20 protein-coding genes and 1 pseudogene are annotated in these 23,818 nt (G+C 70.8%); 11 read left to right on the top strand and 10 right to left on the bottom strand.

All coding sequences use genetic code 11. The annotated features are described in order from the left end of the window. Positions 1–19: 19 nt before the first annotated feature. From PGH47_RS15610 to iolC, 3 genes and pseudogenes are all read right to left on the bottom strand, one after another. Positions 20–265, bottom strand: a pseudogene (locus PGH47_RS15610) (5-deoxy-glucuronate isomerase); the annotation flags it as partial. Between the two features lie 4 nt (positions 266–269). Further along, a complete protein-coding gene (locus tag PGH47_RS15615) occupies positions 270–1,151 on the bottom strand; it encodes a Cgl0159 family (beta/alpha)8-fold protein (RefSeq protein ID WP_271663944.1) in 882 nt (293 codons plus the stop codon). Then, complete coding sequence (gene iolC, locus PGH47_RS15620; RefSeq protein ID WP_271663945.1) at positions 1,148–2,098, bottom strand: 5-dehydro-2-deoxygluconokinase; 951 nt, start codon at positions 2,096–2,098, stop codon at positions 1,148–1,150. The genes PGH47_RS15615 and iolC overlap by 4 nt, the downstream gene beginning before the upstream one ends. Before the next feature lie 513 nt (positions 2,099–2,611). Between iolC and PGH47_RS15625 the strand changes: the two genes are divergently transcribed. Together PGH47_RS15625 and PGH47_RS15630 are read left to right on the top strand one after the other, a co-directional pair. Then, positions 2,612–2,812: a helix-turn-helix transcriptional regulator gene (locus PGH47_RS15625; protein WP_030959066.1), complete on the top strand. Its 201-nt coding sequence runs from the start codon at positions 2,612–2,614 to the stop codon at positions 2,810–2,812. 67 nt (positions 2,813–2,879) lie between these two features. After that, positions 2,880–3,473 (top strand): GNAT family N-acetyltransferase, encoded by a 594-nt coding sequence (locus PGH47_RS15630; protein ID WP_271663946.1) that lies wholly within the window; start codon positions 2,880–2,882, stop codon positions 3,471–3,473. Here PGH47_RS15630 and PGH47_RS15635 read toward each other — a convergent pair. Next, the gene (locus PGH47_RS15635) at positions 3,454–4,497 is read right to left on the bottom strand and encodes a zinc-dependent alcohol dehydrogenase family protein (protein WP_271663947.1); all 1,044 of its coding nucleotides are present in this window, start codon (positions 4,495–4,497) and stop codon (positions 3,454–3,456) included. The genes PGH47_RS15630 and PGH47_RS15635 overlap by 20 nt on opposite strands. A gap of 101 nt (positions 4,498–4,598) precedes the next feature. Next, positions 4,599–6,818: an MMPL family transporter gene (locus PGH47_RS15640; protein WP_271663948.1), complete on the bottom strand. Its 2,220-nt coding sequence runs from the start codon at positions 6,816–6,818 to the stop codon at positions 4,599–4,601. A 160-nt stretch (positions 6,819–6,978) separates the two neighbouring features. Here PGH47_RS15640 and PGH47_RS15645 point away from each other — a divergent pair, with 160 nt between their 5' ends. The 3 genes from PGH47_RS15645 (at position 6,979) to PGH47_RS15655 (ending at position 10,447) form a co-directional block, all read left to right on the top strand. Next, entirely contained in the window at positions 6,979–7,662 is a 684-nt protein-coding gene (locus tag PGH47_RS15645) for a TetR/AcrR family transcriptional regulator (RefSeq protein WP_271663949.1), read from the top strand. 239 nt (positions 7,663–7,901) lie between these two features. After that, on the top strand, positions 7,902–8,141 hold the full coding sequence (locus PGH47_RS15650) for a heavy-metal-associated domain-containing protein (RefSeq protein ID WP_030955126.1): 240 nt from the start codon (positions 7,902–7,904) through the stop codon (positions 8,139–8,141). Positions 8,142–8,149: 8 nt separating this feature from the next. Then, entirely contained in the window at positions 8,150–10,447 is a 2,298-nt protein-coding gene (locus tag PGH47_RS15655; protein WP_271663950.1) for a heavy metal translocating P-type ATPase, read from the top strand. 577 nt (positions 10,448–11,024) lie between these two features. On the opposite strand, the gene PGH47_RS15660 is transcribed toward PGH47_RS15655, so the two are convergent. The 4 genes from PGH47_RS15660 to PGH47_RS15675 all read right to left on the bottom strand — a co-directional run bounded on the left by PGH47_RS15660 (position 11,025) and on the right by PGH47_RS15675 (position 15,974). Further along, positions 11,025–12,314 (bottom strand): citrate synthase, encoded by a 1,290-nt coding sequence (locus tag PGH47_RS15660; protein ID WP_126899815.1) that lies wholly within the window; start codon positions 12,312–12,314, stop codon positions 11,025–11,027. 266 nt (positions 12,315–12,580) lie between these two features. Beyond that, a complete protein-coding gene (recD2, locus tag PGH47_RS15665; RefSeq protein ID WP_271663951.1) occupies positions 12,581–14,830 on the bottom strand; it encodes an SF1B family DNA helicase RecD2 in 2,250 nt (749 codons plus the stop codon). 64 nt (positions 14,831–14,894) lie between these two features. Beyond that, a complete protein-coding gene (locus PGH47_RS15670; RefSeq protein ID WP_271663952.1) occupies positions 14,895–15,260 on the bottom strand; it encodes a hypothetical protein in 366 nt (121 codons plus the stop codon). Positions 15,261–15,383: 123 nt separating this feature from the next. Then, positions 15,384–15,974, bottom strand: a complete 591-nt coding sequence (locus tag PGH47_RS15675; RefSeq protein ID WP_271663953.1) for a TetR/AcrR family transcriptional regulator — start codon at positions 15,972–15,974, stop codon at positions 15,384–15,386. Between the two features lie 116 nt (positions 15,975–16,090). On the opposite strand from PGH47_RS15675, the gene PGH47_RS15680 reads away from it, so the two are divergent. From PGH47_RS15680 to rbsD, 6 genes are all read left to right on the top strand, one after another. Next, a complete protein-coding gene (locus tag PGH47_RS15680) occupies positions 16,091–16,654 on the top strand; it encodes a hypothetical protein (RefSeq protein WP_271663954.1) in 564 nt (187 codons plus the stop codon). Positions 16,655–16,815: 161 nt separating this feature from the next. Next, entirely contained in the window at positions 16,816–17,835 is a 1,020-nt protein-coding gene (locus tag PGH47_RS15685) for a LacI family DNA-binding transcriptional regulator (protein ID WP_271663955.1), read from the top strand. After that, entirely contained in the window at positions 17,832–19,364 is a 1,533-nt protein-coding gene (locus tag PGH47_RS15690; protein ID WP_271663956.1) for a sugar ABC transporter ATP-binding protein, read from the top strand. Before PGH47_RS15685 ends, PGH47_RS15690 begins: the two co-directional genes overlap by 4 nt. Further along, entirely contained in the window at positions 19,354–21,306 is a 1,953-nt protein-coding gene (locus PGH47_RS15695; RefSeq protein ID WP_271663957.1) for an ABC transporter permease/substrate-binding protein, read from the top strand. Before PGH47_RS15690 ends, PGH47_RS15695 begins: the two co-directional genes overlap by 11 nt. Before the next feature lie 122 nt (positions 21,307–21,428). Further along, complete coding sequence (locus PGH47_RS15700) at positions 21,429–22,418, top strand: ribokinase (RefSeq protein ID WP_271663958.1); 990 nt, start codon at positions 21,429–21,431, stop codon at positions 22,416–22,418. Beyond that, positions 22,415–22,804: a D-ribose pyranase gene (rbsD, locus tag PGH47_RS15705; RefSeq protein WP_126899806.1), complete on the top strand. Its 390-nt coding sequence runs from the start codon at positions 22,415–22,417 to the stop codon at positions 22,802–22,804. The genes PGH47_RS15700 and rbsD overlap by 4 nt, the downstream gene beginning before the upstream one ends. A gap of 206 nt (positions 22,805–23,010) precedes the next feature. Here the strand turns inward: rbsD and PGH47_RS15710 are convergent, their stop codons facing one another. Beyond that, positions 23,011–23,811, bottom strand: coding sequence for a sugar phosphate isomerase/epimerase family protein (locus PGH47_RS15710; protein WP_443048612.1), 801 nt, complete (start codon positions 23,809–23,811; stop codon positions 23,011–23,013). Positions 23,812–23,818 lie beyond the last annotated feature (7 nt).

The raw sequence follows: 23,818 nt of genomic DNA on the forward strand, positions 1-23,818 counted from the left end.
GCTGCTGACCGAAACCGTTCGGGACCTCCGGCGCGGGGCCGTAGCGGGCGGGGAGTCTTCGCTCGCACTTCGCTCCTGCCAAAGCAAAGCGGCCTTCCGCGCCGGAGGCGATCTGTGCCCGGGCGGCACGGGGCACGTGGGCGAAGTCGGAGACTCCACTCAATACGCTTTCCCTGCCCGGGAGTTGGTACTTCTCGTTCTCGACGTCCACGGTGCATCCGCCGTTCAGCGGAGGCACGGTCCATTCACTGTCGCCGGTCATCAGGCCCTCACAGCAGTCCTACGGCGGTGTCGACGGCGGCGGCCACGTCCCCGTCCGCCGGGTAGAGCAACGACCGTCCCACCACCAGGCCCCGCACGGTGGGAAGTTGCAGAGCACCCCGCCACTTCTCATATGCCCCGTCCTGGTCGTCGCCGACCTCGCCGCCGAGAAGGACGGCCGGGAGGGTGGAGGTCCGCATGACCTCGGCCATGTCGTCGGGGTTCTCGGTGACCGGGAGCTTGAGCCAGGTGTAGGCCGAGGTGCCGCCGAGCCCGGAGGCGATGGCGATGGACTTGGTGACGGCCTCGGCGGACAGGTCGTTCCTGACCCTGCCCTCGGGGGTGCGGCTGCTGAGGAACGGCTCGACGAAGACGGGCAGCCGGCGGGCGGCCATGTCGTCGATGGCGCGGGCGGTGGACTCCAGCGTGGTGAGGGAGCCCGGGTCGTCGTAGTCGACGCGCAGCAGCAGCTTGCCCGCGTCGAAGCGCAGCCGCTCGATGTCCTCGGCGCGGTGGCCGGTGAAGCGGTCGTCGAGCTCGAAGCTCGCGCCCTGGAGGCCGCCGCGGTTCATCGAGCCCATGACGACCTTGTTGTCGAGGGCGCCGAGGAGCAGCAGGTCGTCGAGGATGTCGGCGGTGGCGAGGACGCCGTCGACGCCGGGCCGGTCGAGTGCCAGGCAGAGCCGTTCCAGGAGGTCGGCGCGGTTGGCCATGGCGAGCTTGCGGTCTCCGACGCCGAGGGCGCCGCGGGCCGGGTGGTCGGCGGCGACGATCATCAGCCGGCCGTTGTCGTTGAGCAGCGGCCGGCGCCTGCGCCGGGCGGCGGCCTCGGCCACGGCCTCCGGGTGCCGGGTGCGCAGGCGGACCAGTTCGGAGATGTCGACGTTCACTTGACGGCCCCCGCGGCGATCGCGGCCTCGATCTCGTCGGGCGTCGGCATCGCGGAGGAGCACTCCAGGCGGGAGGCGACGATGGCGCCGGCGGCGTTGGCGTGCCGCATGGTCCGCTCCAGGTCCCAGCCTTCAAGGAGGCCGTGACAGAGGGAGCCGCCGAAGGCGTCGCCGGCGCCGAGGCCGTTGAGGACGTTCACGGGCAGCGGCGGGACCTCGGCCGCTGCGCCGTCGCTGTTGACGGCGAGGACGCCCTTGGGGCCCTGCTTGACGACCGCGACCTGTACGCCCGCGTCCAGCAGCGCGCGGGCGGCGGCGTGCGGTTCGCGTACGCCGGTCGCGACCTCCACCTCGTCGAGGTTGCCGACGGCGACGGTGGTGTGGCGCAGCGCCTCCTTGTAGAAGGGGCGGGCGGCGGCCGGGTCGCTCCAGAACATGGGTCGCCAGTCCAGGTCGAAGACCGTCGTGCCGGCCTTGGCGCGATGAGCGAGGGCCGCGAGCGTCGCGGTGCGGCTGGGCTCCTCGCTCAGTCCGGTGCCGGTGACCCAGAAGATGCGGGCGTCGCGGATGGCGTCGAGGTCGAGCTCGTGGGCGTCGATCTCCAGGTCGGGTGCCTTGGGCAGGCGGTAGAAGTACAGCGGGAAGTCGTCCGGCGGGAAGACCTCGCAGAAGGTGACCGGGGTGGGCAGTCCGGGAACCGGGGTGACCCAGCGGTCGTCGACGCCGAAGCCCTTCAGTGCCTCGTGGAGGTAGGTGCCGAAGGGGTCGTCCCCGGTGCGGGTGATCACCGCGGTGCTGCGGCCGAGGCGGGCGGCGGCGACCGCGACGTTCGTCGCCGAGCCGCCGAGGAACTTGCCGAAGGAGGTGACCTGCGGCAGCGGGACGCCGGTCTGCAAGGGGTAGAGGTCCACTCCGATCCGCCCCATGGTGATCAGGTCGTACGCCATCGGCTTCCCTCGGTCTCCCTGTGTCGCGGCACCCGTGCCGACGCCGACGCGCGTGCTCGTGGCGCGTCGGGCCTCTCCGGCTTTGTAGCCCTGGTCGGGGAGGCCTGTCAATGTTTTGTCCAGACATTCGAACCATACGCTTTGGGAGGGGGCCGGGCGCCTTCACGTCTGCCGGGTTCGGTTCGGCGGCGGGTGCGGGTTGTGGGGGCTTGTCGCGCAGTTCCCCGCGCCCCTGACGGGGTTGCTGCGGGACTACGGCCGAGCCGTCCGTTGTCAACGCGCCACGCCCTTGTGCCCGCGCACGCCTTTGCGTCACTCGTGTCACAAAGGCCCCTCCCCTGTCACACATGTCCCGTGCACGCGGGCCCTGCGTCACACCCGCGCACGGGCCCTGTCGCGTCCTCACTCTGTGTCGTTGTCCGGACACAGGCTTTGTGATCGCCAGCGCAGCGCACGGTCCCCCCGACGACCGGTCCCCGGTCGCCACCGCGGCGCGCGCGGGGAGGTGCACCGATGACCGACCGAAGGCTCTGGTCCTACAAGGAGATCGCCGCGCACATCAAGGTGCAGCCGGACACCGTGCGGTCGTACCGCAAGCACGGGCTGCTGCCGCCGCCCGACCATGTCGAGGGCGGCAAGCCCTTCTGGTACGCGGACACCGTACGGCTGTGGGTCGCCTCCCGGCCCGGTAACCGCGGCCGAAGGCCGGACTGACCGCCCGCGGGCCGAGGGCGACGAAAACCACCTGTGCCCCACCCCATGTGTGGGGCACAGTCGTGGCATGAGCGACTTCTCCGTCAAGCCCGTACTCACCGGCGATCGGACCGTGCTGCGGCCCTTCACCGAGGACGACGCCGCCGTCATGGCGGAGATCATCGAGGACCCCGAGGTCGTCCGCTTCACCGGCGACCCCTCCGAGGAGTTCTCCCTGGAGCGGCTGCGCTCCTGGTACGGCTCGCGTACCGCGCAGAACGACCGTCTCGACCTCGCCGTCACCGACCGCGCCACCGGCGAACTCGTCGGCGAGGTCGTCCTGTACGAGTGGGACGCCACAGCACGCAGCTGTACGTTCCGCACGCTCGTCGGCCCCCGGGGGCGCGGCCGGGGCATCGGCACCGAGGCCACCCGGCTCATCGTCGGCCATGGCTTCGAGCAACTCGGACTGCACCGGATCCAGTTGGAGGCCTACGGCCACAATCCGCGTGCCCTGCGCGTCTACGAGAAGGTCGGATTCCTGGTGGAGGGCGTCCGGCGGGAGGCCGACTTCAGGGACGGGCAGTGGCTGGACTGGGTGATGATGGCCGTCCTGGACCACGAGTGGGCCGCCCACCACGGCCGCCCCGACATCGGTGCCGTCAGCTCCAGGGCTCGATGACCGTCACCCCCGCACCCGGCGCCGACCCCATCGCCGCCAGCGCCGCCGGCACCGCGTCCAGCGGGATCGTCGACGTCACCAGCAGATCCGGCCGCAGCACCCCGGCCCGCACGAGCTCCAGCATCGGCGGGTAGGTGTGCGCCGCCATCCCGTGGCTGCCGAGGAGTTCGAGCTCCAGGGCGATGGCGCGGGCCATGGGGACCGGCGTCGTGCCGGACTCCGAGGGCAGCAGACCGACCTGGATGTGCCGGCCCCGGCGGCGCAGGCCGTTGACGGAGGCGGCGCAGGTGGCGGGCGAGCCGAGGGCGTCCAGGGAGAGATGGGCACCGCCACCGGTCACGGCGTGGATCGCCGCCGCGGTGTCCGGCACCTCGGACGCGTCCACGCATTCGGCCGCACCGAACTTCCGCGCCAGGTCCAGGGCCCGCGGAGAGACGTCCACCGCGACGACCCGCGCGCCCGAGGCCGCCGCGATCATCACCGCCGACAGACCCACCCCGCCGCAGCCGTGCACCGCGACCCACTCCCCCGCGGCCACCCGCCCCTGCTGCACGACGGCCCGGAACGCGGTGGCGAACCGGCAGCCCAGCGAGGCGGCCGTCGCGAAGGACATCTCCTCCGGCACGGCGACGAGGTTGACGTCCGCGTGGTCCAGCGCCACGTACTGGGCGAAGGATCCCCAGTGGGTGAAGCCGGGCTGGGTCTGGCGCTCGCACACCTGCTGGTCGCCCGCCGCGCATGCCGGGCAGCTGCCGCAGGCGCACACGAAGGGCACGGTGACCCGGTCGCCGGGCCGCCGGCCGGTCACCCGGTCTCCCACCGCCTCGACGACCCCGGCGAGTTCATGGCCGGGAACATGCGGCAGCGTGATGTCCGGGTCGTGCCCCTGCCAGCCGTGCCAGTCGCTGCGGCAGAGCCCCGTCGCCTCGACCCGGACCACCACCCCGTGCTCCTTCGGCTCCGGATCGGCCACCTCCCGTACCCCGGCCGGCTCCCCGAACCGCTCGAACACGACGGCCCGCATCCGCCCCACCTCGCCTTCCGTCCCGGCCCGGTGATCCCCGCACCGCCCGGGACCCAATCCCTGAACGGCACGGCGCGGAGATCACCCCGTCCGGCGGAACGCTAGCCGGGCACCGCCACCTTGTCCCGCTCCTCGGCGTCGGCATGCTCGGGCGCTGCGTCCGACTCGCTGAGTCCGAACCTGTCGTGGAGCCGCCTGAGGGGCCCCGGCGCCCACCAGGTCGCCCGCCCCGTCAGTCGCATGACCGCCGGGACCAGCAGGCTGCGGACGATCATCGCGTCCATGAGGACCGCGAGTGCGATGCCGAGGCCGAGCATCTTGGTGTTGGTCACCCGGGAGGTGCCGATCGCGACCATCACCACCGCGAGGATCACGGCGGCCGCGGTGATCAGACCGCCCGTGCGCTGAAGCCCGTGCCGCACGGCCTCCTCGTGGTCGCCCGTCGTGTCGTACTCCTCCTTGATGCGGGAGAGGAGGAACACGCCGTAGTCCATCGACAGTCCGAAGGCGACGCAGAACATCAGCACCGGGAGGGTCGTCTCGATCGAGCCGGGGCTGGTGAAGCCGAGCAGGCCGGACAGATGGCCGTCCTGGAAGACCCAGACCACCGCGCCGAACATCGCCGTGAGGCTGAGCGCGTTGAGCACCACCGCCTGGATCGGGATCAGCACGCTGCCGGTCAGCAGGAACACCAGCAGCAGGGTGACTATCGCGATGAAGGCGGCCGCCAGTGGGAGGCGTTCGGCGATGGCGTCCTTGGAGTCGACCAGGACCGCCGCCGCGCCGGTCACCTTGGTGTCGAACGGCGCCTCGGTGGCGCGCAGGTCGCCGACCAGGCCCTGGGCCGGGTCGTCCACCGCCTCGCCCTTCGGCAGCACCGTGAAGTACGCCGACTCCCCCTTCACGAGCGGTCCGTCGACCCGCAGCACCTCCGGGAGTGCGCCGATGCGCTGCTTGTACTCGGCGTACTGCGCCTGGGTGGCCCGCCCCTCGGCGAGCACCTCCAGGCCGCCGCCGGGGCTGCCCGGGAAGCCGTCGCGGATGTGCTGCTGGACGACATGGGACTCGGCGCTCGACGGCAGCTGGCGGTCGTCGGCGGTGCCGAACTTCACTCCGAGGAAGGGCAGTCCGAGCAGGACCAGGACGGCGGTGGTGCCGAGGGCGAAGAAGGGGGCGCGGCGCATGACGAGGTTCGCCGTACGCGCCCAGCCCTTGCCCTCACTGGCTGCGGCCGCCCCGTCGGACTCCTTCGCCCGCCCGCGCCGCAGCAGCTTGCGCAGGTCCAGTGCGTTGACCCGGTGGCCGAGCAGGACCAGCGCCGCCGGGAGCAGGATCAGGGCGGCCGCGGCGGCCAGCAGCACCACCGCGATGCCGGCGTAGGCGAAGGACCGCAGGAAGTACTGCGGGAAGAGCAGCATCGCCGCCAAAGACACCGCGACGGTGAGGGCGGAGAAGAGGACCGTGCGTCCGGCGGTTCGCAGGGTGGTGCCGACCGCCGCCAGTGGTTCGGCGCCGCCGGTGAGTTCCTCGCGGAAGCGGCGGACGATGAACAGGGCGTAGTCGACGGCGAGGCCGAGGCCGAGGGCGGTGGTGAGGTTCATCGCGAAGACCGACACATCGGTGAACTCGGTCAGGCCGCGCAGCACCGCGTTCGTGCCGAGGATGGCGACGATGCCGATGCCGAGCGGCAGCAGGGCGGCGACCGCGCTGCCGAAGACCATGACCAGCAGCACGAGGGTGACCGGCAGGGCGATCACCTCGGCGCGCAGCAGGTCCTCCTGGATGGTGGTCTGCATCTCGTGCCGCACCGCGACCGGGCCGCCGACGCTCACCTCCACCGGGCCGTGCGCGCCCCGGAACTCGGGCGCGATGCGGTCCAGGGTCTCCCCCATCTGCTTCTCTTCGCCGGTGATCCGGGCGGCGATCAGCGCCTCGTGGCCGTCTTCGGCGCGCAGGGCGGGTGACTTGCTCTGCCAGTAGGAGCCGACGCCCACGACGCCCTTCTCGCCGGTCAGGCGGGACACGAGGCGCTGTGCCTCCGCGGCGACCGCGGGGTCGTCCACCGAGGCGTCGCCCGCGTCCACGAGGAGCAGGAGGTTGGGCTGGGAGGCGGGGAACTCACGCTCCAGCGCCTTGGTCGCGTAGGTCGACTCGGCGTCCGGGTCCTCCCAGCCGCCGCTGCCCAGCCGGTCGGCGACGCCGCTGCCGGCCAGCACGGCGAGCGCGGTGATCACCAGGGCCACGAGCAGCGACAACCGGGGGCGTGCCGTCACGAAGCGGGTCCAGCCGCCGACTCGGGGTGGCCTGTTGACTTCGTTCATTGTGCGGTGTCCCCTTCACCCTGATCCATGCTGTGCACGGCAGGCAGCATGGAGCTGTCACTGCCATAGACTGGCAAACACGAGACATCGCTCGCGTTTCTCAAGAATGCGAGCGACCGCTCGCGTTTGTCAATCGCGTTCGGAGAGCTGGGGATAACGCGTGTCCGCGAACCGGGACAAGGACGACCAGGTCCACCAGGAGAAGGAGCAGCCGCGCCGCCGCCAGGCCCGCGGCGAGCGCCGTATCGCCCAGCTGCTGGAGGCCGCGGCCACCGTCTTCACCACCACCGGTTACACGGCCGCCAGCACCAACGCCATCGCCCGCGAGGCCGGCGTCTCACCCGGCACGCTGTACCAGTTCTTCCCGAACAAGGAAGCGATCGCCATAGAGCTCGGCGACCGGTTGATCCACGAGATGCGCGAGATGTACGGCGAGGCGCTCGCCCCGGTCGATCCCGCCACTCCGCTGGAGGAGGCCGTCGCCTCGGCCGTCGACCGCTTCATCGCCTTCAACTGCGCCCATCCGGCGTTCTTCGCGCTGATGCACGGCCCCGACATCCCCGGCCGCATGGCCGAGGAGCACGACGCCCTGCACGCGACCCTGCTGTCCCGGATCGAGGGCCTGCTCTCCTCGTTCCTGCCCGACGCCGCCCCGGCCGACCTGGCCAGGACCGCCCATATGTGCCTGGGCTTGTACAAGGCCGGACTGGAGTTGGTGCTCGCCCACGAGGGCGCCGAACGCGACGCCTACGTCCAGGAGCTGAAGTACGTCCTGATCCGCTACCTCGACCCGCTGGTGGGCGACAGGCTCGGCCGGGCCGAGGCGGCCCGCACCGCGACATAGCGGGCCGGTACCGACAGGTGTGCATGGATCAGCTCCCGGATTCGGGGGACCCCGCGACCCACTCTCTCCCGCACCGGCCCCACTCGCATCCCGGAGCGATCACGCGGTACACACCGAACGCCCGTGCGGTACCGACAGGCGCCACCCCTCTTTGAGCAGTACCCCGTAGGGGTATACCGTGGAAGAGAGGGGACCCCCTGGGTCCCCTCGGCCCCACATGCCTCGACGAGGAGAACCACATGACCGCCCAGACCGACACCCCCGGCTCCGTCACCGCCGTCTACAAGGTGAGCGGCATGAGCTGCGGACACTGCGAGGGGGCCGTCTCCGGCGAGATCTCCGAACTGCCCGGCGTCAGCTCGGTGAAGGCCGTCGCCTCGACCGGCGAGGTCACCGTCGTGTCGGCCGCCGCGCTGGACGAGGAGGCCGTGCGCGCCGCCGTCGACGAGGCCGGCTTTGAGCTGGTCGGCAGGGTCTGAGTCCGGCCATGACCCGTACCACCGATGAACCGCCGATAGCCGGGCCGGCCGGCGCGACCGGCACGGCCCGGGCCACGCCCGCGTCCGGGCCGGCCGACCGCGCCGCCGCCTCGGACGTCGAGCTGCTCATCGGTGGAATGACCTGCGCCTCCTGCGCGGCCCGCGTCGAGAAGAAGCTCAACCGCATGGACGGCGTGACCGCCACGGTGAACTACGCGACCGAGAAGGCCAAGGTCAGCTACCCCGCGGGCATCGAGGTCGCCGACCTCGTCGCCGTGGTGGAGAAGACCGGGTACACCGCCGAGGAGCCTGCTCCCCCACGACCCGCGCCGGGGCAGGAGCAGGCACCGGAAGACCCGGAACTGGCCGCGTACCGCGGGCGCCTCGCCGTCTCCGCCCTGCTCGCCGTGCCGGTGATCGCGCTGTCGATGATCCCGGCCCTCCAGTTCGACAACTGGCAGTGGCTCGCGCTCACCCTCGCCTCGCCGGTCGTCGTCTGGGGCGGACTGCCCTTCCACCGGGCCGCGTTCACCAACGCGAGGCACGGTGCGGCGACCATGGACACGCTGATCTCGATGGGCACGCTGGCGGCGTTCGGCTGGTCGCTGTGGGCGCTGTTCCTGGGCGACGCGGGCATGCCCGGCATGCACGACACCTTCGAGTTCACCGCCTCGCGGGTCGACGGCGCCTCGCAGATCTACCTCGAAGTGGCCTCCGGAGTCGTCACGTTCATCCTCCTCGGCCGCTATCTGGAGGCCCGCTCCAAGCGCCGCGCGGGTGCGGCGCTGCGGGCCCTGATGGAACTCGGCGCGAAGGACGTCGCCGTACTGCGCGACGGGCGCGAGGTGCGCGTGCCGGTCGAGGGACTGGCGGTCGGCGACCGGTTCGTCGTACGGCCCGGCGAGAAGATCGCCACCGACGGCACCGTCGTGGAGGGCGCCTCCGCGGTGGACGCCGCCCTGCTGACCGGCGAGTCGGTACCGGTGGACGTCACGGTCGGGGACGCGGTCACCGGCGCGACGGTCAACGCGGGCGGGCGGCTCGTCGTCGAGGCGACCCGGGTCGGCGCGGACACCCGGCTCGCGCGGATGGCACGGCTGGTGGAGGACGCGCAGAACGGCAAGGCCGAGGTACAGCGGCTCGCCGACCGGATCTCCGCGGTGTTCGTGCCGGCGGTCATCGTCCTCGCGGTCGCCACCTTCGGGGCCTGGCTCGGCCTCACCGACGACGCGGTCGCCGCCTTCACCGCCGCGGTCGCGGTCCTGATCATCGCCTGCCCGTGCGCCCTCGGTCTGGCCACCCCGACGGCCCTCATGGTCGGCACCGGACGCGGGGCGCAGCTCGGCATCCTCATCAAGGGCCCCGAGGTGCTGGAGTCCACGCGTCGCGTCGACACCGTCGTCCTGGACAAGACCGGGACGGTCACCACGGGCCGCATGACCCTCCAGAAGGTGTACGTCGCCGACGGCATCGACGAGGAGCAGGTGCTGCGGCTCGCGGGCGCCGTGGAGCACGCCTCGGAGCATCCCGTGGCCCGCGCGGTCGCCGCCGGCGCGGAAGCGCGGGTCGGACGGCTGCCGCAGGTCGAGGAGTTCCGGAACATCCCCGGGCGAGGCGTGCGCGGCCGCGTGGAGGGCCGTGACGTGGCCGTGGGGCGCCTTTTCGACGCCCTGCCCACCGAGCTGGACCGCGCCCGGGAAGAGGCCGAGAGGGACGGCCGCACGGCCGTCGTCGTCGGGTGGGACGGAGCGGCGCGCGGCGTGATCGCCGTCGCGGACGCGGTGAAGGAGACCAGCGCCGAGGCGGTGCGCGAGCTGCGCGCGCTGGGGCTGACCCCGGTGCTGCTGACCGGGGACAACCGGGCGGTCGCCGAGGCGGTGGCGGACGCGGTCGGCATCGACCAGGTGATCGCGGAGGTCCTGCCCGAGGAGAAGGTCGAGGCGGTACGGCGGCTGCGGCGCGAGGGGCGCCGTGTGGCCATGGTGGGCGACGGCGTCAACGACGCGGCCGCGCTCGCCACCGCCGATCTGGGTCTGGCCATGGGCACGGGGACGGACGCGGCGATCGAGGCGAGCGATCTGACGCTGGTACGCGGCGACCTTCGGGTCGCGGCGGACGCCATCCGGCTGTCCCGGCGGACGCTGGCCACGATCAAGGGCAACCTCGTGTGGGCCTTCGGTTACAACGTCGCCGCGTTGCCGCTGGCCGCGGCGGGGTTGCTGAACCCGATGATCGCGGGCGCCGCGATGGCGTTCTCCTCGGCGTTCGTGGTGTCGAACAGCTTGCGGCTGCGGACGTTCCGGTGAATTCGTAGTAAGAACCCCGCTGGGTCCCTCTGGAGTCCGGCGCCCGGCTCACATAAGCTCTTCACAAGGCTCGCGCATCATCCTTACGCTTGGGCCTCGATCGCCATATCGGGGCTCTTGCGTATCTAACGGACATATGCAAGAGACGCAGATCACAGTGATGTGAACGTAACCATCGAAGGGGTTCGAAGGTCTAAGTTGACGATGTCAGGCAGCGTCTTGGGGGGCGCTTACTGGCATCTGAGGATGTCTTGGGGGACTTCCTCAGAGTTGCGTTGCCGGGGCACGTACATCGGGAAGCTTTGAGCGGCCCTCCCGACCGTGCGCTGTCCCGGCAGATCGCACTCAACCATGAGTACGACGAGTCCGCTCGTTCCGCTCAAACGGCAACACCGAAAGACAGCGATTTCAGGCGCTGGTCTCTCAGACGCCCGGCCGGATCCCGTGGGGGGAATCCGCACCGGGACATGGGAAGGCGCCCTGGACGTCGGCCCGTGGGGGGACCGCCGCCAGGGCGCCTTCTTCTTTTTGCCTGCGGAGGTGCGGCGCCCCGAAGGGCGCCTCCTCGGCGGAGCGTCTAGCGCTCTTCCACCGGCACGAAGTCGCGCTCGACCACGCCCGTGTAGATCTGGCGCGGGCGGCCGATGCGGGAACCCGGCTCCTTGATCATCTCGTGCCACTGGGCGATCCAGCCCGGCAGGCGGCCGAGGGCGAACAGGACCGTGAACATCTCGGTCGGGAAGCCCATGGCCCGGTAGATCAGACCGGTGTAGAAGTCGACGTTCGGGTAGAGGTTGCGCGAGACGAAGTACTCGTCGGAAAGCGCGTGCTCCTCCAGCTTCAGGGCGATGTCCAGCAGCTCGTCGGACTTGCCGAGAGCGGAGAGGACGTCGTGCGCGGCGGCCTTGATGATCTTCGCGCGCGGGTCGAAGGACTTGTACACCCGGTGGCCGAAGCCCATCAGGCGGACGCCGTCCTCCTTGTTCTTCACCTTGCGGATGAAGGAGTCGACGTCGCCGCCGCCTGCCTGGATGCCCTCGAGCATCTCCAGGACGGACTGGTTGGCGCCGCCGTGCAGCGGGCCCCAGAGGGCGGAGATGCCGGCCGAGATCGACGCGAACATGTTCGCCTGCGACGAGCCCACCAGGCGGACCGTCGACGTCGAACAGTTCTGCTCGTGGTCGGCGTGCAGGATCAGCAGCTTGTCGAGGGCGGAGACCACGACCGGGTCCAGCTCGAACTCCTGCGCCGGGACCGAGAACGTCATGCGCAGGAAGTTCTCGACGTAACCGAGGTCGTTGCGCGGGTAGACGAACGGGTGGCCGATCGACTTCTTGTACGCGTACGCCGCGATCGTCGGAAGCTTGGCGAGCAGGCGGATCGTGGAGAGGTTGCGCTGCCGCTCGTCGAAGGGGTTGTGGCTGTCCTGGTAGAACGTGGACAGCGCCGAGACCACAGACGACAGCATGGCCATCGGGTGGGCGTCGCGCGGGAAGCCCTTGTAGAAGTTCTTGACGTCCTCGTGCAGCAGCGTGTGCTGGGTGATCTCGTTCTTGAACGTCGAGAGCTCGTCGACGGTCGGCAGCTCACCGTTGATCAGCAGGTAGGCCACCTCCAGGAAGGTGGAGCGCTCGGCCAGCTGCTCGATCGGGTAGCCGCGGTACCGGAGGATCCCCTGCTCGCCGTCGAGGTAGGTGATGGCGGATTTATAGGCGGCGGTGTTGCCATATCCGCTGTCCAGCGTCACCAGACCGGTCTGGGCGCGGAGTTTGCCGATGTCAAAGCCCTTGTCGCCGACGGTGCTGTCAATCACCGGGTAGGTGTACTCGCCGTCGCCGTACCGCAGTACTACAGAGTTGTCGCTCACGTCTTCCCTCACCGACGTTGTGCCTCATCTTCGAGGTTGCCCTGACTGTCTCTACCCTCCCCCATTCGGCTCAGGAGAGTGCACTCGGGGTCGACCATTGGGCCTATTGGCGGCACTGAGTGCCGCCAACCTGCCATCCTGCCCGCTGTTTTCCCCATCTGGAAGTGGTCTGTGACCTTCACGACTCGTTTGATCGATCATTTTTTTCACTGCCTCACGAATCGGCAGGTCAGAAGGGGGTCCGACAGGGGCGGGAAAGCGGTGTTTCAGGAGCCCGCGAGCCGGAAGTCGAGTGCCGTGCAGCGGCGCCCGGCCGAGACCGTGCGCACCGCCTGACCGATGGCCTTGCGCGAACCCACGAGGACGACCAACTGCTTTGCCCTGGTGACCGCCGTGTAGAGCAGGTTCCGCTGAAGCATCATCCATGCTCCCGTCGTGACGGGGATCACCACTGCGGGATATTCACTTCCCTGTGAACGGTGGATCGTCACCGCGTACGCGTGCGCGAGTTCGTCCAGTTCGTCGAATTCGTACGGAACCTCCTCGTCCTCGTCCGTCAGCACCGTCAGGCGCTGGTCGACCGGGTCGAGCGAGGTGACCACGCCCACGGTGCCGTTGAAGACACCGTTCTCCCCCTTCTCGTAATTGTTGCGAATCTGGGTGACCTTGTCGCCGACACGGAAGACCCGGCCGCCGAACCGCTTCTCCGGCAGCTCGGGGCGCCCGGGTGTGATGGCCTGCTGGAGCAGGCCGTTCAGCGTTCCCGCGCCGGCCGGGCCGCGGTGCATGGGGGCCAGCACCTGGATGTCCCGGCGCGGGTCGAGCCCGAACTTGGCCGGAATCCGACGCGCCGCCACATCCACGGTGAGCCTGCCGGCCTCCTCCGTCTCGTCCTCGACGAAGAGGAAGAAGTCCTTCATGCCGTCGGTGACGGGGTGCTGTCCGGCGTTGATCCGGTGCGCGTTGGTCACCACGCCGGACTGCTGGGCCTGCCGGAACACACGGGTCAGGCGCACGGCGGGGATCGGGCTGCCGACGGCGAGGAGGTCCCTGAGCACCTCGCCCGCGCCGACGCTCGGCAACTGGTCGACGTCCCCGACGAACAGCAGGTGCGCGCCCGGCGGCACGGCCTTCACCAGCTTGTTGGCGAGCAACAGGTCCAGCATGGACGCCTCGTCGACCACCACCAGGTCGGCCTGGAGCGGGCGGTCCCTGTCGTAGGCAGCGTCGCCGCCGGGCTTGAGCTCCAGCAGGCGGTGGACGGTGGATGCCTCGGCGCCGGTCAGTTCGGCGAGGCGCTTGGCGGCGCGGCCGGTGGGGGCGGCGAGGACGACGCGTGCCTTCTTCGCCCGCGCCAGCTCGACGATCGAGCGGACCGTGAAGGACTTGCCGCAGCCGGGACCGCCGGTCAGCACGGCGACCTTCTCGGTCAGGGCCAGCCTGACGGCCGCCTCCTGCTCGGGGGCGAGCTCCGCGCCAGTACGGCCCTTCAGCCAGCCCAGCGCCTTGTCCCAGGCGACGTCGTGGAACCCCGGCATCCGGTCCTCGTCGGTACGCAGCAGCCGCAACAGCTGGGCGGCGAGGGAGAGTTCGGCCCGGTGGAAGGGGACGAGATAGACGGCCGTCACGGGCTCCGCGCCGCCGTCGGGACCGGGCACCTTCTCCCGTACGACTCCCGGGTCCGAGCCGTCCTCGGGGATCTGCGCGAGCTCGGCGAGGCACTCGATGACGAGCCCGGTGTCGACCTGGAGGAGCTTGACCGCGTCGGCGATCAGCTGTTCCTCGGGGAGGTAGCAGTTGCCCTGGTCGGTGGCCTGCGACAGGGCGTACTGCAGGCCCGCCTTGACGCGCTCCGGGCTGTCGTGCGGGATGCCGACGGACTGGGCGATCTTGTCGGCGGTGAGGAAGCCGATGCCCCAGACGTCGGAGGCGAGCCGGTAGGGCTGGTTCTTCACGACGGAGATGGAGGCGTCGCCGTACTTCTTGTAGATCCGCACGGCGATGGAGGTGGACACCTCGACGGTCTGGAGGAAGAGCATGACCTCCTTGATCGCCTTCTGCTCCTCCCAGGCGTCGGCGATCTTCTTCGTGCGCTTGGGGCCGAGTCCGGGGACCTCGATGAGCCGCTTGGGCTCCTCCTCGATGATCTTCAGGGTGTCCAGCCCGAAGTGCTGGGTGATGCGGTCGGCGAAGACCGGCCCGATGCCCTTGACCAGCCCGGAGCCCAGGTAGCGGCGGATGCCCTGGACGGTGGCCGGGAGCAGGGTCGTGTAGTTCTCGACGGTGAACTGCTTCCCGTATTGCGGGTGCGAGCCCCAACGCCCCTCCATCCGCAGGGACTCGCCGACCTGGGCGCCGAGCAGCGCGCCGACGACCGTGAGCAGATCGCCCCCGCCTCTTCCGGTGTCGACCCGGGCGACCGTGTAGCCGTTCTCCTCGTTGGCGTACGTGATCCGTTCCAGGACGCCTTCGAGCACCGCAAGTCGGCGCTCGCCGCTCCCCGCCTGATTGGACATGATCCGACGCTACCGGTCGGGTCCGACAACGCCTGCGGACTGTGGGCAGGACGACCGGTGGCCGTCAGCCGGCCTGCGCGGTCACGTGGTCGACGACCGCCTGGAATTCCGCGGCCGGCGAGAACTCCACGAACTCGCAGTCCTCCAGCGCGACGGGCACGTGGCCGGGCTCCCAGTAGTACGCCTGGCCCGCCTCGTAGTACTCCTCGCCCGTCGGCGTCAGCATCCGCAGCCGGCCCTTCAGCAGGTAACCCCAGTGCGGGCACGGGCAGGCGTCGCCTTCGAGACCCTTGAGAGCGGGGCCCATGTCCGTGCCCTCGGGCAGGCTGATGTAGCCGACGGACATGCCGCCACCGATGATCTTGGTGCGGACCTCCACGCCGTCGCCGCCCAGGGTGACGGGTACCTCGTCGCGTGTCGCCGCCGTCATGGCTCCTCCGCTCCGGCCCTTGAGGACCTGCCTTGAAGAGACGGCCCCATAGTCCTTTCAGTGTGGACCGCCCCGGAGTGCCCCGCGACATCCACGAGGAGGCGGGGCGGCGATGGCGCGGGCCTAGGACTCAAGCATCGCGTCCACGGCTTGCAGGAAGGTCTCGCAGACCAGTTCGGCATCGGAGAGGCAGCCGGCGGCCATGGCGCCGTCCCGGAGCATGACGAGGTGCCGGCCGGCCGCGTCGGCGGGCGTGCGGCCGGTCCGGGCCAGCAGTTCCGTGACGGTTTCGAGGAACCACTGCCGGTGGGCCAGCACGGCCTGGTGGATGGGGTGGGCCGGGTCGGGGTATTCGGCCGCCGCGTTGAGGAAGGCGCAGCCGCGGAAGCCCTGGGACCGGATGCCCTCGGCGATGGACCGGGCGACGGCCCTGACCTTGCCGGCCGCCGATTCCTCGCTCGCAGCCGCGGCCTCGACCTGCGCCCGGATTCCCTTGTCGGCCAAGTCGAGGTACGCGAGGACGAGTTCGTCCTTGCCCGAGAAGTGCCGGTACAGCGTCGCCCGGGTGACCTGTGCCTCCGCGACGATCCGGTCGACTCCGACGGAGTGGATCCCCTCGGCGTAGAAGATCCGCGTCGCCGTGCCGAGCAGCCTCGCTCGTGCCTCGGATGTGCTGCCGCCCGCCGTGCTCCGGCTCGTTGTGCCCCGACTCATGGACCCGAGGCTATCAAAGTCATGAGGGAGAACGTTCGGTCTTGACACCGGCCGCGGCAGCCCTCTTTGATACCCAGAGAGACCGAACGTTCTCCCTCACACTCCGGAAGGCCCCCATGGACACCCTCGTCGACGCATCCCCCGGCACCGGCGTCACCGCAGCCCTGCGCAAGCTGTACTTCCTGCGCTTCGCGTTCGCCGCCGTCTGGGCGGGCCTGCTGTTCGCCACCGCCGACTCACTGACCCCGCTGAGCGGGGCGCTCCTGGTGATCTACCCCCTGTTCGACGTGGCGTGTGCCGTCGTCGACGTCCGGTCCGCCAAGGCCGACGGCGGCCCGGTGCGCCACCTGTACCTGAACATCGCGCTCAGCGCCCTCACCGGCGTCGCCCTCGCCGTCGCCGCCACGTCCGGGATCCCGGCGGTACTGCGCGTCTGGGGCGTCTGGGCCGTCACCGCGGGCGTCGTCCAGCTGCTCGTCGGCGCCGCCCGGCGCCGGCTGGGAGGGCAGTGGGCGATGATCGCCAGCGGCGGCATCTCCACCCTCGCCGGCGCCTCCTTCTTCGCCCAGGCAGGCAAGGACGACGCCTCCCTGGGCTCCCTCGCCGGGTACGCCTTCCTCGGCGGGATCTTCTTCCTCGTCTCCGCCCTCCGCCTGGGGCGGGCCGGCAAGCACGCATGAACCAGCGGGGCGGCCCGGGACCCCCCCGGGCCGCCCCGCTGGTCACGATTGAGTTTCGGCCACCCTTCACCCCCTTGCCTTCGCCCCGTGTAATCGATTCCAATCCTTCGTGCAGGTCGATGTAATCGATTCCATGAGTTCCACGAGGAGGTGGAGCGACGATGGCGAGCATCAAGGACGTCGCTGCCGAGGCGGGGGTTTCCGTCGCCACGGTCTCGCGGGTCCTGAACGACCATCCGTCGGTCAGTGCCGAGGCACGCGCACGCGTGCTGGCCGCCGTCCAGAGCCTGGGCTACCGCCCGAACGCCGTCGCCCGCTCTCTGCGCACCGACCAGACCCACACCCTCGGTCTGGTCATCAGCGACGTGATGAACCCCTACTTCACCGAACTGGCCCGCTCCGTCGAGGAGGAGGCCCGCGCGCTCGGCTACAGCGTCATCATCGGCAACGCCGACGAGCGGCCGGACCTCCAGGACCATCACGTACGGAACCTGCTGGACCGCCGGATCGACGGCCTCCTCGTCTCCCCCACCGACGGCGGCTCCCCGCTGATGCTGGACGCGGTCCGCGCGGGGACGCCGATGGTGTTCGTGGACCGGTGGATCCCGGGCCTGGACGTGCCGGTCGTACGGGCTGACGGGCGGGCCGCCGTACAGGACCTGGTGGCTCATCTGCACGGCCTCGGGCACCGGCGGCTCGCGATCATCGCGGGCCCGGCGGCGACCACGACCGGGCGTGAGCGGGTCGAGGCGTTCCGGGAGGCGCTCGCCGCGTACGGCCTCGAACTCCCCGACGTCTACATAGGGCAGGGCGACTTCCAGGCCGAGAGCGGCCGGCGGGTCACCGAGGGCTTCCTCGACCTGCCCGAGCCGCCCGAGGTCGTCTTCGCGGCCGACAACCTGATGGCGCTCGGCGCCCTGGACGCCGTACGCGCGCGTGGCCTGCGCATCCCGGACGACATCGCGCTCGCGGCGTTCGACGACATCCGCTGGTTCGTGCACACCGATCCGCCGATCACCGCGGTCGCCCAGCCGACGGGCGAGCTGGGCCGGGCCGCCGTACGGGCCCTGGTGGACCGCATCGAGGGACGGCCAGGCGAGTCCGTCACCCTGCCCGCCCGTCTCGTCGTACGCCGCTCCTGCGGAGCGGACCCCACTTCAGTGCAAAGGAGCACGTCGTGAGCAACCAGGACGAGTTGCTGCGCATCGAGGGCATCCGGAAGACCTTCCCGGGCGTGGTCGCGCTGGACGGCGTCGACTTCGATCTGCGCCGCGGGGAGGTGCACGTCCTCCTCGGTGAGAACGGCGCCGGCAAGAGCACCCTCATCAAGATGCTGTCCGGTGCCTATACGCCCGACGCCGGGCGGATCCTGGTCGGTGGCGAGGAGACGCGCATCCACGGTGCGCAGGACTCCGAGCGCCTCGGGATCGCCACCATCTACCAGGAGTTCAACCTGGTGCCCGACCTCACGGTCGCCGAGAACATCTTCCTGGGCCGCCAACCGCGCCGCTTCGGGATGATCGACCGGAGGCGGATGGAGGCCGACGCCGAGGTCCTGCTGGAGCGGGTCGGTGTCCAGGTGTCGCCACGCGCGCGTGTGCGTGAACTCGGCATCGCGCGCCTCCAGATGGTCGAGATCGCCAAGGCGCTCAGCCTGGACGCGCGCGTGCTGATCATGGACGAGCCGACCGCCGTGCTCACCTCCGAGGAGGTGGAGAAGCTCTTCCGAATCGTGCGCAAGCTGCGCGAGGACGGCGTCGGGATCGTCTTCATCACCCATCACCTGGAGGAGATCGCCGCCCTGGGCGACCGGGTCACGGTCATCCGGGACGGAAAGAGCGTCGGGCAGGTCCCCGCCGCCACGCCGGAGGACGAGCTCGTCCGGCTGATGGTGGGCCGCTCCATCGAGCAGCAGTACCCGCGCGAACGGGCCGACAAGGGCTCCGCGTTGCTCACGGTCGAGGGCCTGACCCGCGACGGCGTCTTCCACGACGTCGGCTTCGAGGTGCACGCCGGTGAGGTAGTCGGCATCGCAGGGCTCGTCGGCGCCGGACGCACCGAGGTGGTGCGAGCGGTGTTCGGGGCGGACCCGTACGACAAGGGCGCCGTCAAGGTCGCCGGCACGGCCCTGAAGGGGCACGACGTGGTCGCCGCCATGGCGGCCGGCATCGGACTGATCCCGGAGGACCGCAAGGGCCAGGGCCTGGTGCTCGACCAGTCCGTGGAGGAGAACCTCGGCCTGGTGACCATGCGGGCCGCCACGCGCGCGGGGCTCGTCGACCTCAGGGGCCAGCGGGAGGCGGCCGCGCGGATCGCGGGGCAACTGGGCGTGCGGATGGCCGGACTCGGCCAGCATGTGCGCACCCTGTCCGGCGGCAACCAGCAGAAGGTCGTCATCGGCAAGTGGCTGCTCGCGAACACCAAGGTGCTGATCCTCGACGAGCCGACGCGCGGCATCGACGTCGGCGCCAAGGTCGAGATCTACCAGCTGATCAATGAACTCACCGCAGCCGGCGCGGCCGTACTGATGATCTCCAGCGATCTGCCGGAGGTGCTCGGCATGAGCGACCGCGTGCTGGTGATGGCCCAGGGCCGTATCGCGGGCGAGCTCTCCGCCGACGAGGCGACCCAGGACTCCGTGATGGCACTCGCCGTCAGCAACCCCACCCACGACTTCAAGACCGGCAAGGAGGCCGCTCGTGGCCACTGACACGCTCAAGAGGACACCGGGCGCCGGTGGCGCCACCGGCGGACTGCGCCGCCTGCTGCTGGAGAACGGCGCGCTCACCGCGCTGATCGTCCTCGTCATCGCCATGTCGGCGCTGTCCGGCGACTTCCTGACCACCGACAACCTGCTCAACGTCGGCGTCCAGGCGGCCGTGACCGCCGTCCTCGCCTTCGGCGTCACCTTCGTCATCGTCTCGGCGGGCATCGACCTGTCGGTCGGTTCGGTGGCGGCACTGTCGGCCACCGTCCTCGCCTGGACCGCGACCTCGCACGGCGTACCGGTCTTCATAGCGGTGCTGCTGGCCGTCACGACCGGCATCGCGGCCGGACTCGTCAACGGCTTCCTCATCGCGTACGGCAAGCTCCCGCCGTTCATCGCGACGCTCGCCATGCTCTCGGTGGCCCGCGGTCTGTCGCTGGTGATCTCCGAGGGCTCCCCGATTCCCTTCCCGGACTCCGTCTCGCACCTCGGCGACACGCTCGGCGGCTGGCTGCCGGTGCCGGTCCTCGTGATGATCGTGATGGGTCTGATCGCCGCCTTCGTGCTCGGCCGGACCTACATCGGCCGCTCGATGTACGCGATCGGCGGCAACGAGGAGGCCGCGCGCCTGTCCGGCCTGCGGGTGAAGAAGCAGAAGCTCGCCATCTACGCCCTGTCCGGCGTGTTCGCCGCCGTCGCCGGCATCGTGCTGGCCTCGCGGCTGTCCTCCGCGCAGCCCCAGGCCGCCGACGGCTACGAGCTGGACGCGATCGCCGCGGTCGTCATCGGCGGAGCGTCCCTCGCGGGCGGCACCGGCAAGGCGTCCGGCACCCTGATCGGCGCACTGATCCTCGCGGTGCTGCGCAACGGCCTGAACCTGCTGAACGTGTCCGCCTTCTGGCAGCAGGTCGTCATCGGCGTCGTGATCGCGCTGGCGGTGCTCTTCGACACGCTGCGCCGCAAGGCGGGCGCGACCCCGTCGGCGGCCGGTGCCTCGCCGGGCGGCAAGGGCAAGCAGGCCGGGACGTACGCGCTCGCGGCGGTCGTCACCGTGGCGATCGTCGGCGCGACCTCCTTCCTGCACAACGGCTCCTCCGCGTCGGCCGACCGGAAGATGGGCCTGTCCCTGTCGACCCTCAACAACCCCTTCTTCGTGCAGATCCGGGCCGGGGCCATGGCCGAGGCGAAGAAGCAGGGCGTGGACCTGACCGTCACCGACGCCCAGAACGACGCCTCTCAGCAGGCCAACCAGCTCCAGAACTTCATCAGTTCCGGCGTCGGCGCGATCATCGTCAACCCGGTGGACTCGGACGCGGCGAGCAACTCCGTGAAGGCCGCCGACAAGGCGGACATCCCGGTGATCGCCGTCGACCGCGGGGTCAACAACGCGAAGACGGCGGCCCTGGTCGCCTCCGACAACGTCGCCGGCGGTGAGCTCGCGGCCAAGTCGATCGCCGAGAAGCTCGGCGGCAAGGGCAAGATCGTGATCCTCCAGGGCCAGGCCGGCACGTCCGCCGCCCGCGAGCGCGCCCAGGGCTTCGAGAACGGCCTCAAGGCCTTCCCCGGCATCCGTGTCGTCGCCCAGCAGCCCGCCGACTTCGACCGCACCAAGGGCCTCGACGTGATGTCGAACCTGCTCCAGGCACACCCGGACGTGCAGGGCGTCATCGCCGCCAACGACGAGATGGCGCTCGGCGCGATCAAGGCGCTGGGCTCCAAGGCCGGCAAGTCGGTCTCGGTGGTCGGCTTCGACGGCACGCCGGACGGCCTGAAGGCGGTGGAGGGCGGCTCGCTGTACGCGTCCGTCGCCCAGCAGCCCACCCAGCTCGGCAGGATCGCCGTGGACAACGCCCTGAAGGCACTGGACGGCGAGAAGGTCCGGCAGACGGTGAAGGTGCCGGTGAAGGTGGTCACGAAGGAGAACGTGGCGGGCTTCAGCGGCTGACATCGGCCGGTATCCGCCGACATCGGCGAACGGCGAACGGACGGGCGGCCGTTGCAGGAGCATGGACCTCGGGGCGGCCGCCCGCCGCACGTCACCACGGGGACTATCAGGGGAGCGATCTCATGTACGACTACGACCTTCTGGTCGTAGGGTCGGCCAACGCCGACCTGGTGATCGGCGTCGAGCGTCGGCCGGGTGCCGGCGAGACCGTGCTCGGCTCCGATCTGGCCGTCCACCCGGGCGGCAAGGGTGCGAACCAGGCGGTGGCGGCCGCCCGGCTCGGCGCCCGCACGGCCCTGCTGGCCCGCGTCGGCGACGACGCGCACGGCCGGCTGCTGCTCGACTCGCAGCGGGCGTCCGGCGTCGACACGGTGGGCGTCCTCGTCGGCGGCGCGCCGACCGGCGTCGCACTGATCACGGTGGACCCGTCCGGGGACAACAGCATCGTGGTGTCGCCGGGCGCGAACGGCCGGCTCACCCCGGGCGACGTCCACGCCGCCGCGAGCCTCTTCCAGGCGTCGCGGGTGGTGTCGGCGCAGCTGGAGATCCCGCTGGAGACGGTCGTCGAGGTGGTTCGCAGCCTCGCGGAGGACAGCCGGTTCGTCCTGAACCCGTCTCCGCCGCGCCCGCTGCCCACCGAGGTGCTGGCGGCCTGCGACCCGCTGATCGTGAACGAGCACGAGGCGAAGGTGATCCTCGGCGACTCCGCGGTGGGCGACACCCCCGAGGACTGGGCGCGAATCCTGCTGGCCAAGGGCCCGCGTTCGGTGGTCGTGACGCTCGGCGCCGAGGGCGCGCTGGTGGCGTCCGCGCAGGGCGTCGCCCGGATCCCGGCCGTCAAGGTGGACGCGGTGGACACGACGGGCGCGGGCGACGCGTTCACGGCCGCGCTGGCCTGGCGGCTCGGCACCGGCGCGTCCCTCCCGGAGGCGGCGGCGTACGCGGCCCGGGTCGGTGCGGTGGCCGTGACCCGGCAGGGCGCGCAGGTGTCCTTCCCGACGGCGGCGGAGGTGCAAGCCCTGTGCTGTGCCGATCCGGGGGACGACCCCCGGACCCCCGGCAGAGGGTCGGACAGCGCCGCCGGTATGCCGTCGCGAGGTGAGGTTCAGTGAAGCGCGCCGGAATCCTGAACCGCCATCTCGCCGGCGCCCTCGCCGAGCTGGGCCACGGCGACGGTGTCCTGGTCTGCGACGCGGGCATGCCGATACCCGACGGTCCCCGGGTCGTGGACCTGGCCTTCCGGGCCGGGGTGCCGTCGTTCGCCGAGGTGCTGGACGGGCTGCTGGCCGAGCTGGTGGTGGAGGGCGCGACGGCCGCGAAGGAGGTCCGCGACGCCAACCCCGCGGCGGCCGCGCTGCTGGAGGGCGAGTTCCCCGAGCTGGAGCTGGTCCCGCACGAGCGGCTCAAGGAGCTGTCGGCGGGGGCGCGGCTGATCGTCCGGACCGGCGAGGCACGGCCGTACGCGAACGTGCTGCTGCGCTGCGGCGTCTTCTTCTGACACCACGGCTCACGGCGGTCTTCTGACACCACGGTTCCCCGGCGGGCCGGAGACGTTTCGAGGGGCTCGGTCTGCAGACCGAGCCCCTCGGGTTTTCCCCTCCTGTCAGAACCCCCGCGATCCCCCCAGATCCCCCTCCAAGAGTCCTGATGCCAAGTACGACCGGCGAGGTGGGGGGAGGGTTGTACGGGTGCCGCAGATTTTTTTCAGCGGATCACGTGCTCCACGAAACGCCGGGCCGTCTCCGCCAGCACCTCCCGGCCGTCCCGGGCCCACAGCCCGTCGTTGAAGAGCTCGACCTCGATGGCGCCGTCGTATCCGGCCGCCTCGACGTACCCCTTCCACTCCCGCATGTCGATCGCCCCGTCACCGATCTGTCCGCGTCCGTTGAGCACGCCCTCGGGGAGCGGGGTCGTCCAGTCGGCGAGCTGGAAGGTGTGGATACGGCCGCCCGCGCCCGCCCTGGCGATCTGCGCCGGGGCCGTGTCGTCCCACCAGATGTGGTACGTGTCCACCGTGACGCCGACCTGGTGGGCAGGGAAGCGTTCCGCGAGGTCGAGGGCCTGGGCCAGGGTCGACACCACGCAGCGGTCGGCGGCGTACATCGGGTGCAGCGGCTCGATGGCCAGTTTCACGCCCCGCTCCTCGGCGTACGGGCCGAGTTCGCCGAGCGCGTCTGCGATCCGCTCCCGTGCCCCGTGCAGGTCCCTGGACCCGGCGGGCAGCCCGCCGGAGACCAGCACCAGGACGTCGGTGCCCAGCGCGGCCGCCTCGTCGACGGCCAGCCGGTTGTCGTACAGCGCCTTCGCCCGTTCGCCCGGCTCGATCGCCGTGAGGAAGCCGCCGCGGCACAGGGTGGTGACCGTCAGGCCCGCGTCGCGGACCAGCTCGGCCGTCGCCTCCAGTCCGTACGACTGCACGGGTTCGCGCCACAGGCCGACGTTGCCGACGCCCAACCTGGCGCATTCCTTGACCAGTTCGGGCATCGACAGCTGCTTGACGGTCATCTGGTTG

Origin of the sequence: Streptomyces sp. HUAS 31 (genome assembly GCF_028198125.1) — a bacterium.
GTDB classification, from domain to species: domain Bacteria; phylum Actinomycetota; class Actinomycetes; order Streptomycetales; family Streptomycetaceae; genus Streptomyces; species Streptomyces chartreusis.

What these genes read in the sequence shown, in the direction of transcription:
- iolC (WP_271663945.1), bottom strand. Translation starts at nt 2,098, where the DNA reads ATGGCGTACGACCTGATCACCATGGGGCGGATCGGAGTGGACCTCTAC.
- PGH47_RS15625 (WP_030959066.1), top strand. Translation starts at nt 2,612, where the DNA reads ATGACCGACCGAAGGCTCTGGTCCTACAAGGAGATCGCCGCGCACATC.
- PGH47_RS15630 (WP_271663946.1), top strand. Translation starts at nt 2,880, where the DNA reads ATGAGCGACTTCTCCGTCAAGCCCGTACTCACCGGCGATCGGACCGTG.
- PGH47_RS15635 (WP_271663947.1), bottom strand. Translation starts at nt 4,497, where the DNA reads ATGCGGGCCGTCGTGTTCGAGCGGTTCGGGGAGCCGGCCGGGGTACGG.
- PGH47_RS15640 (WP_271663948.1), bottom strand. Translation starts at nt 6,818, where the DNA reads ATGAACGAAGTCAACAGGCCACCCCGAGTCGGCGGCTGGACCCGCTTC.
- PGH47_RS15650 (WP_030955126.1), top strand. Translation starts at nt 7,902, where the DNA reads ATGACCGCCCAGACCGACACCCCCGGCTCCGTCACCGCCGTCTACAAG.
- PGH47_RS15655 (WP_271663950.1), top strand. Translation starts at nt 8,150, where the DNA reads ATGACCCGTACCACCGATGAACCGCCGATAGCCGGGCCGGCCGGCGCG.
- recD2 (WP_271663951.1), bottom strand. Translation starts at nt 14,830, where the DNA reads ATGTCCAATCAGGCGGGGAGCGGCGAGCGCCGACTTGCGGTGCTCGAA.
- PGH47_RS15670 (WP_271663952.1), bottom strand. Translation starts at nt 15,260, where the DNA reads ATGACGGCGGCGACACGCGACGAGGTACCCGTCACCCTGGGCGGCGAC.
- PGH47_RS15675 (WP_271663953.1), bottom strand. Translation starts at nt 15,974, where the DNA reads ATGAGTCGGGGCACAACGAGCCGGAGCACGGCGGGCGGCAGCACATCC.
- PGH47_RS15680 (WP_271663954.1), top strand. Translation starts at nt 16,091, where the DNA reads ATGGACACCCTCGTCGACGCATCCCCCGGCACCGGCGTCACCGCAGCC.
- PGH47_RS15685 (WP_271663955.1), top strand. Translation starts at nt 16,816, where the DNA reads ATGGCGAGCATCAAGGACGTCGCTGCCGAGGCGGGGGTTTCCGTCGCC.
- PGH47_RS15700 (WP_271663958.1), top strand. Translation starts at nt 21,429, where the DNA reads ATGTACGACTACGACCTTCTGGTCGTAGGGTCGGCCAACGCCGACCTG.
- PGH47_RS15710 (WP_443048612.1), bottom strand. Translation starts at nt 23,811, where the DNA reads ATGACCGTCAAGCAGCTGTCGATGCCCGAACTGGTCAAGGAATGCGCC.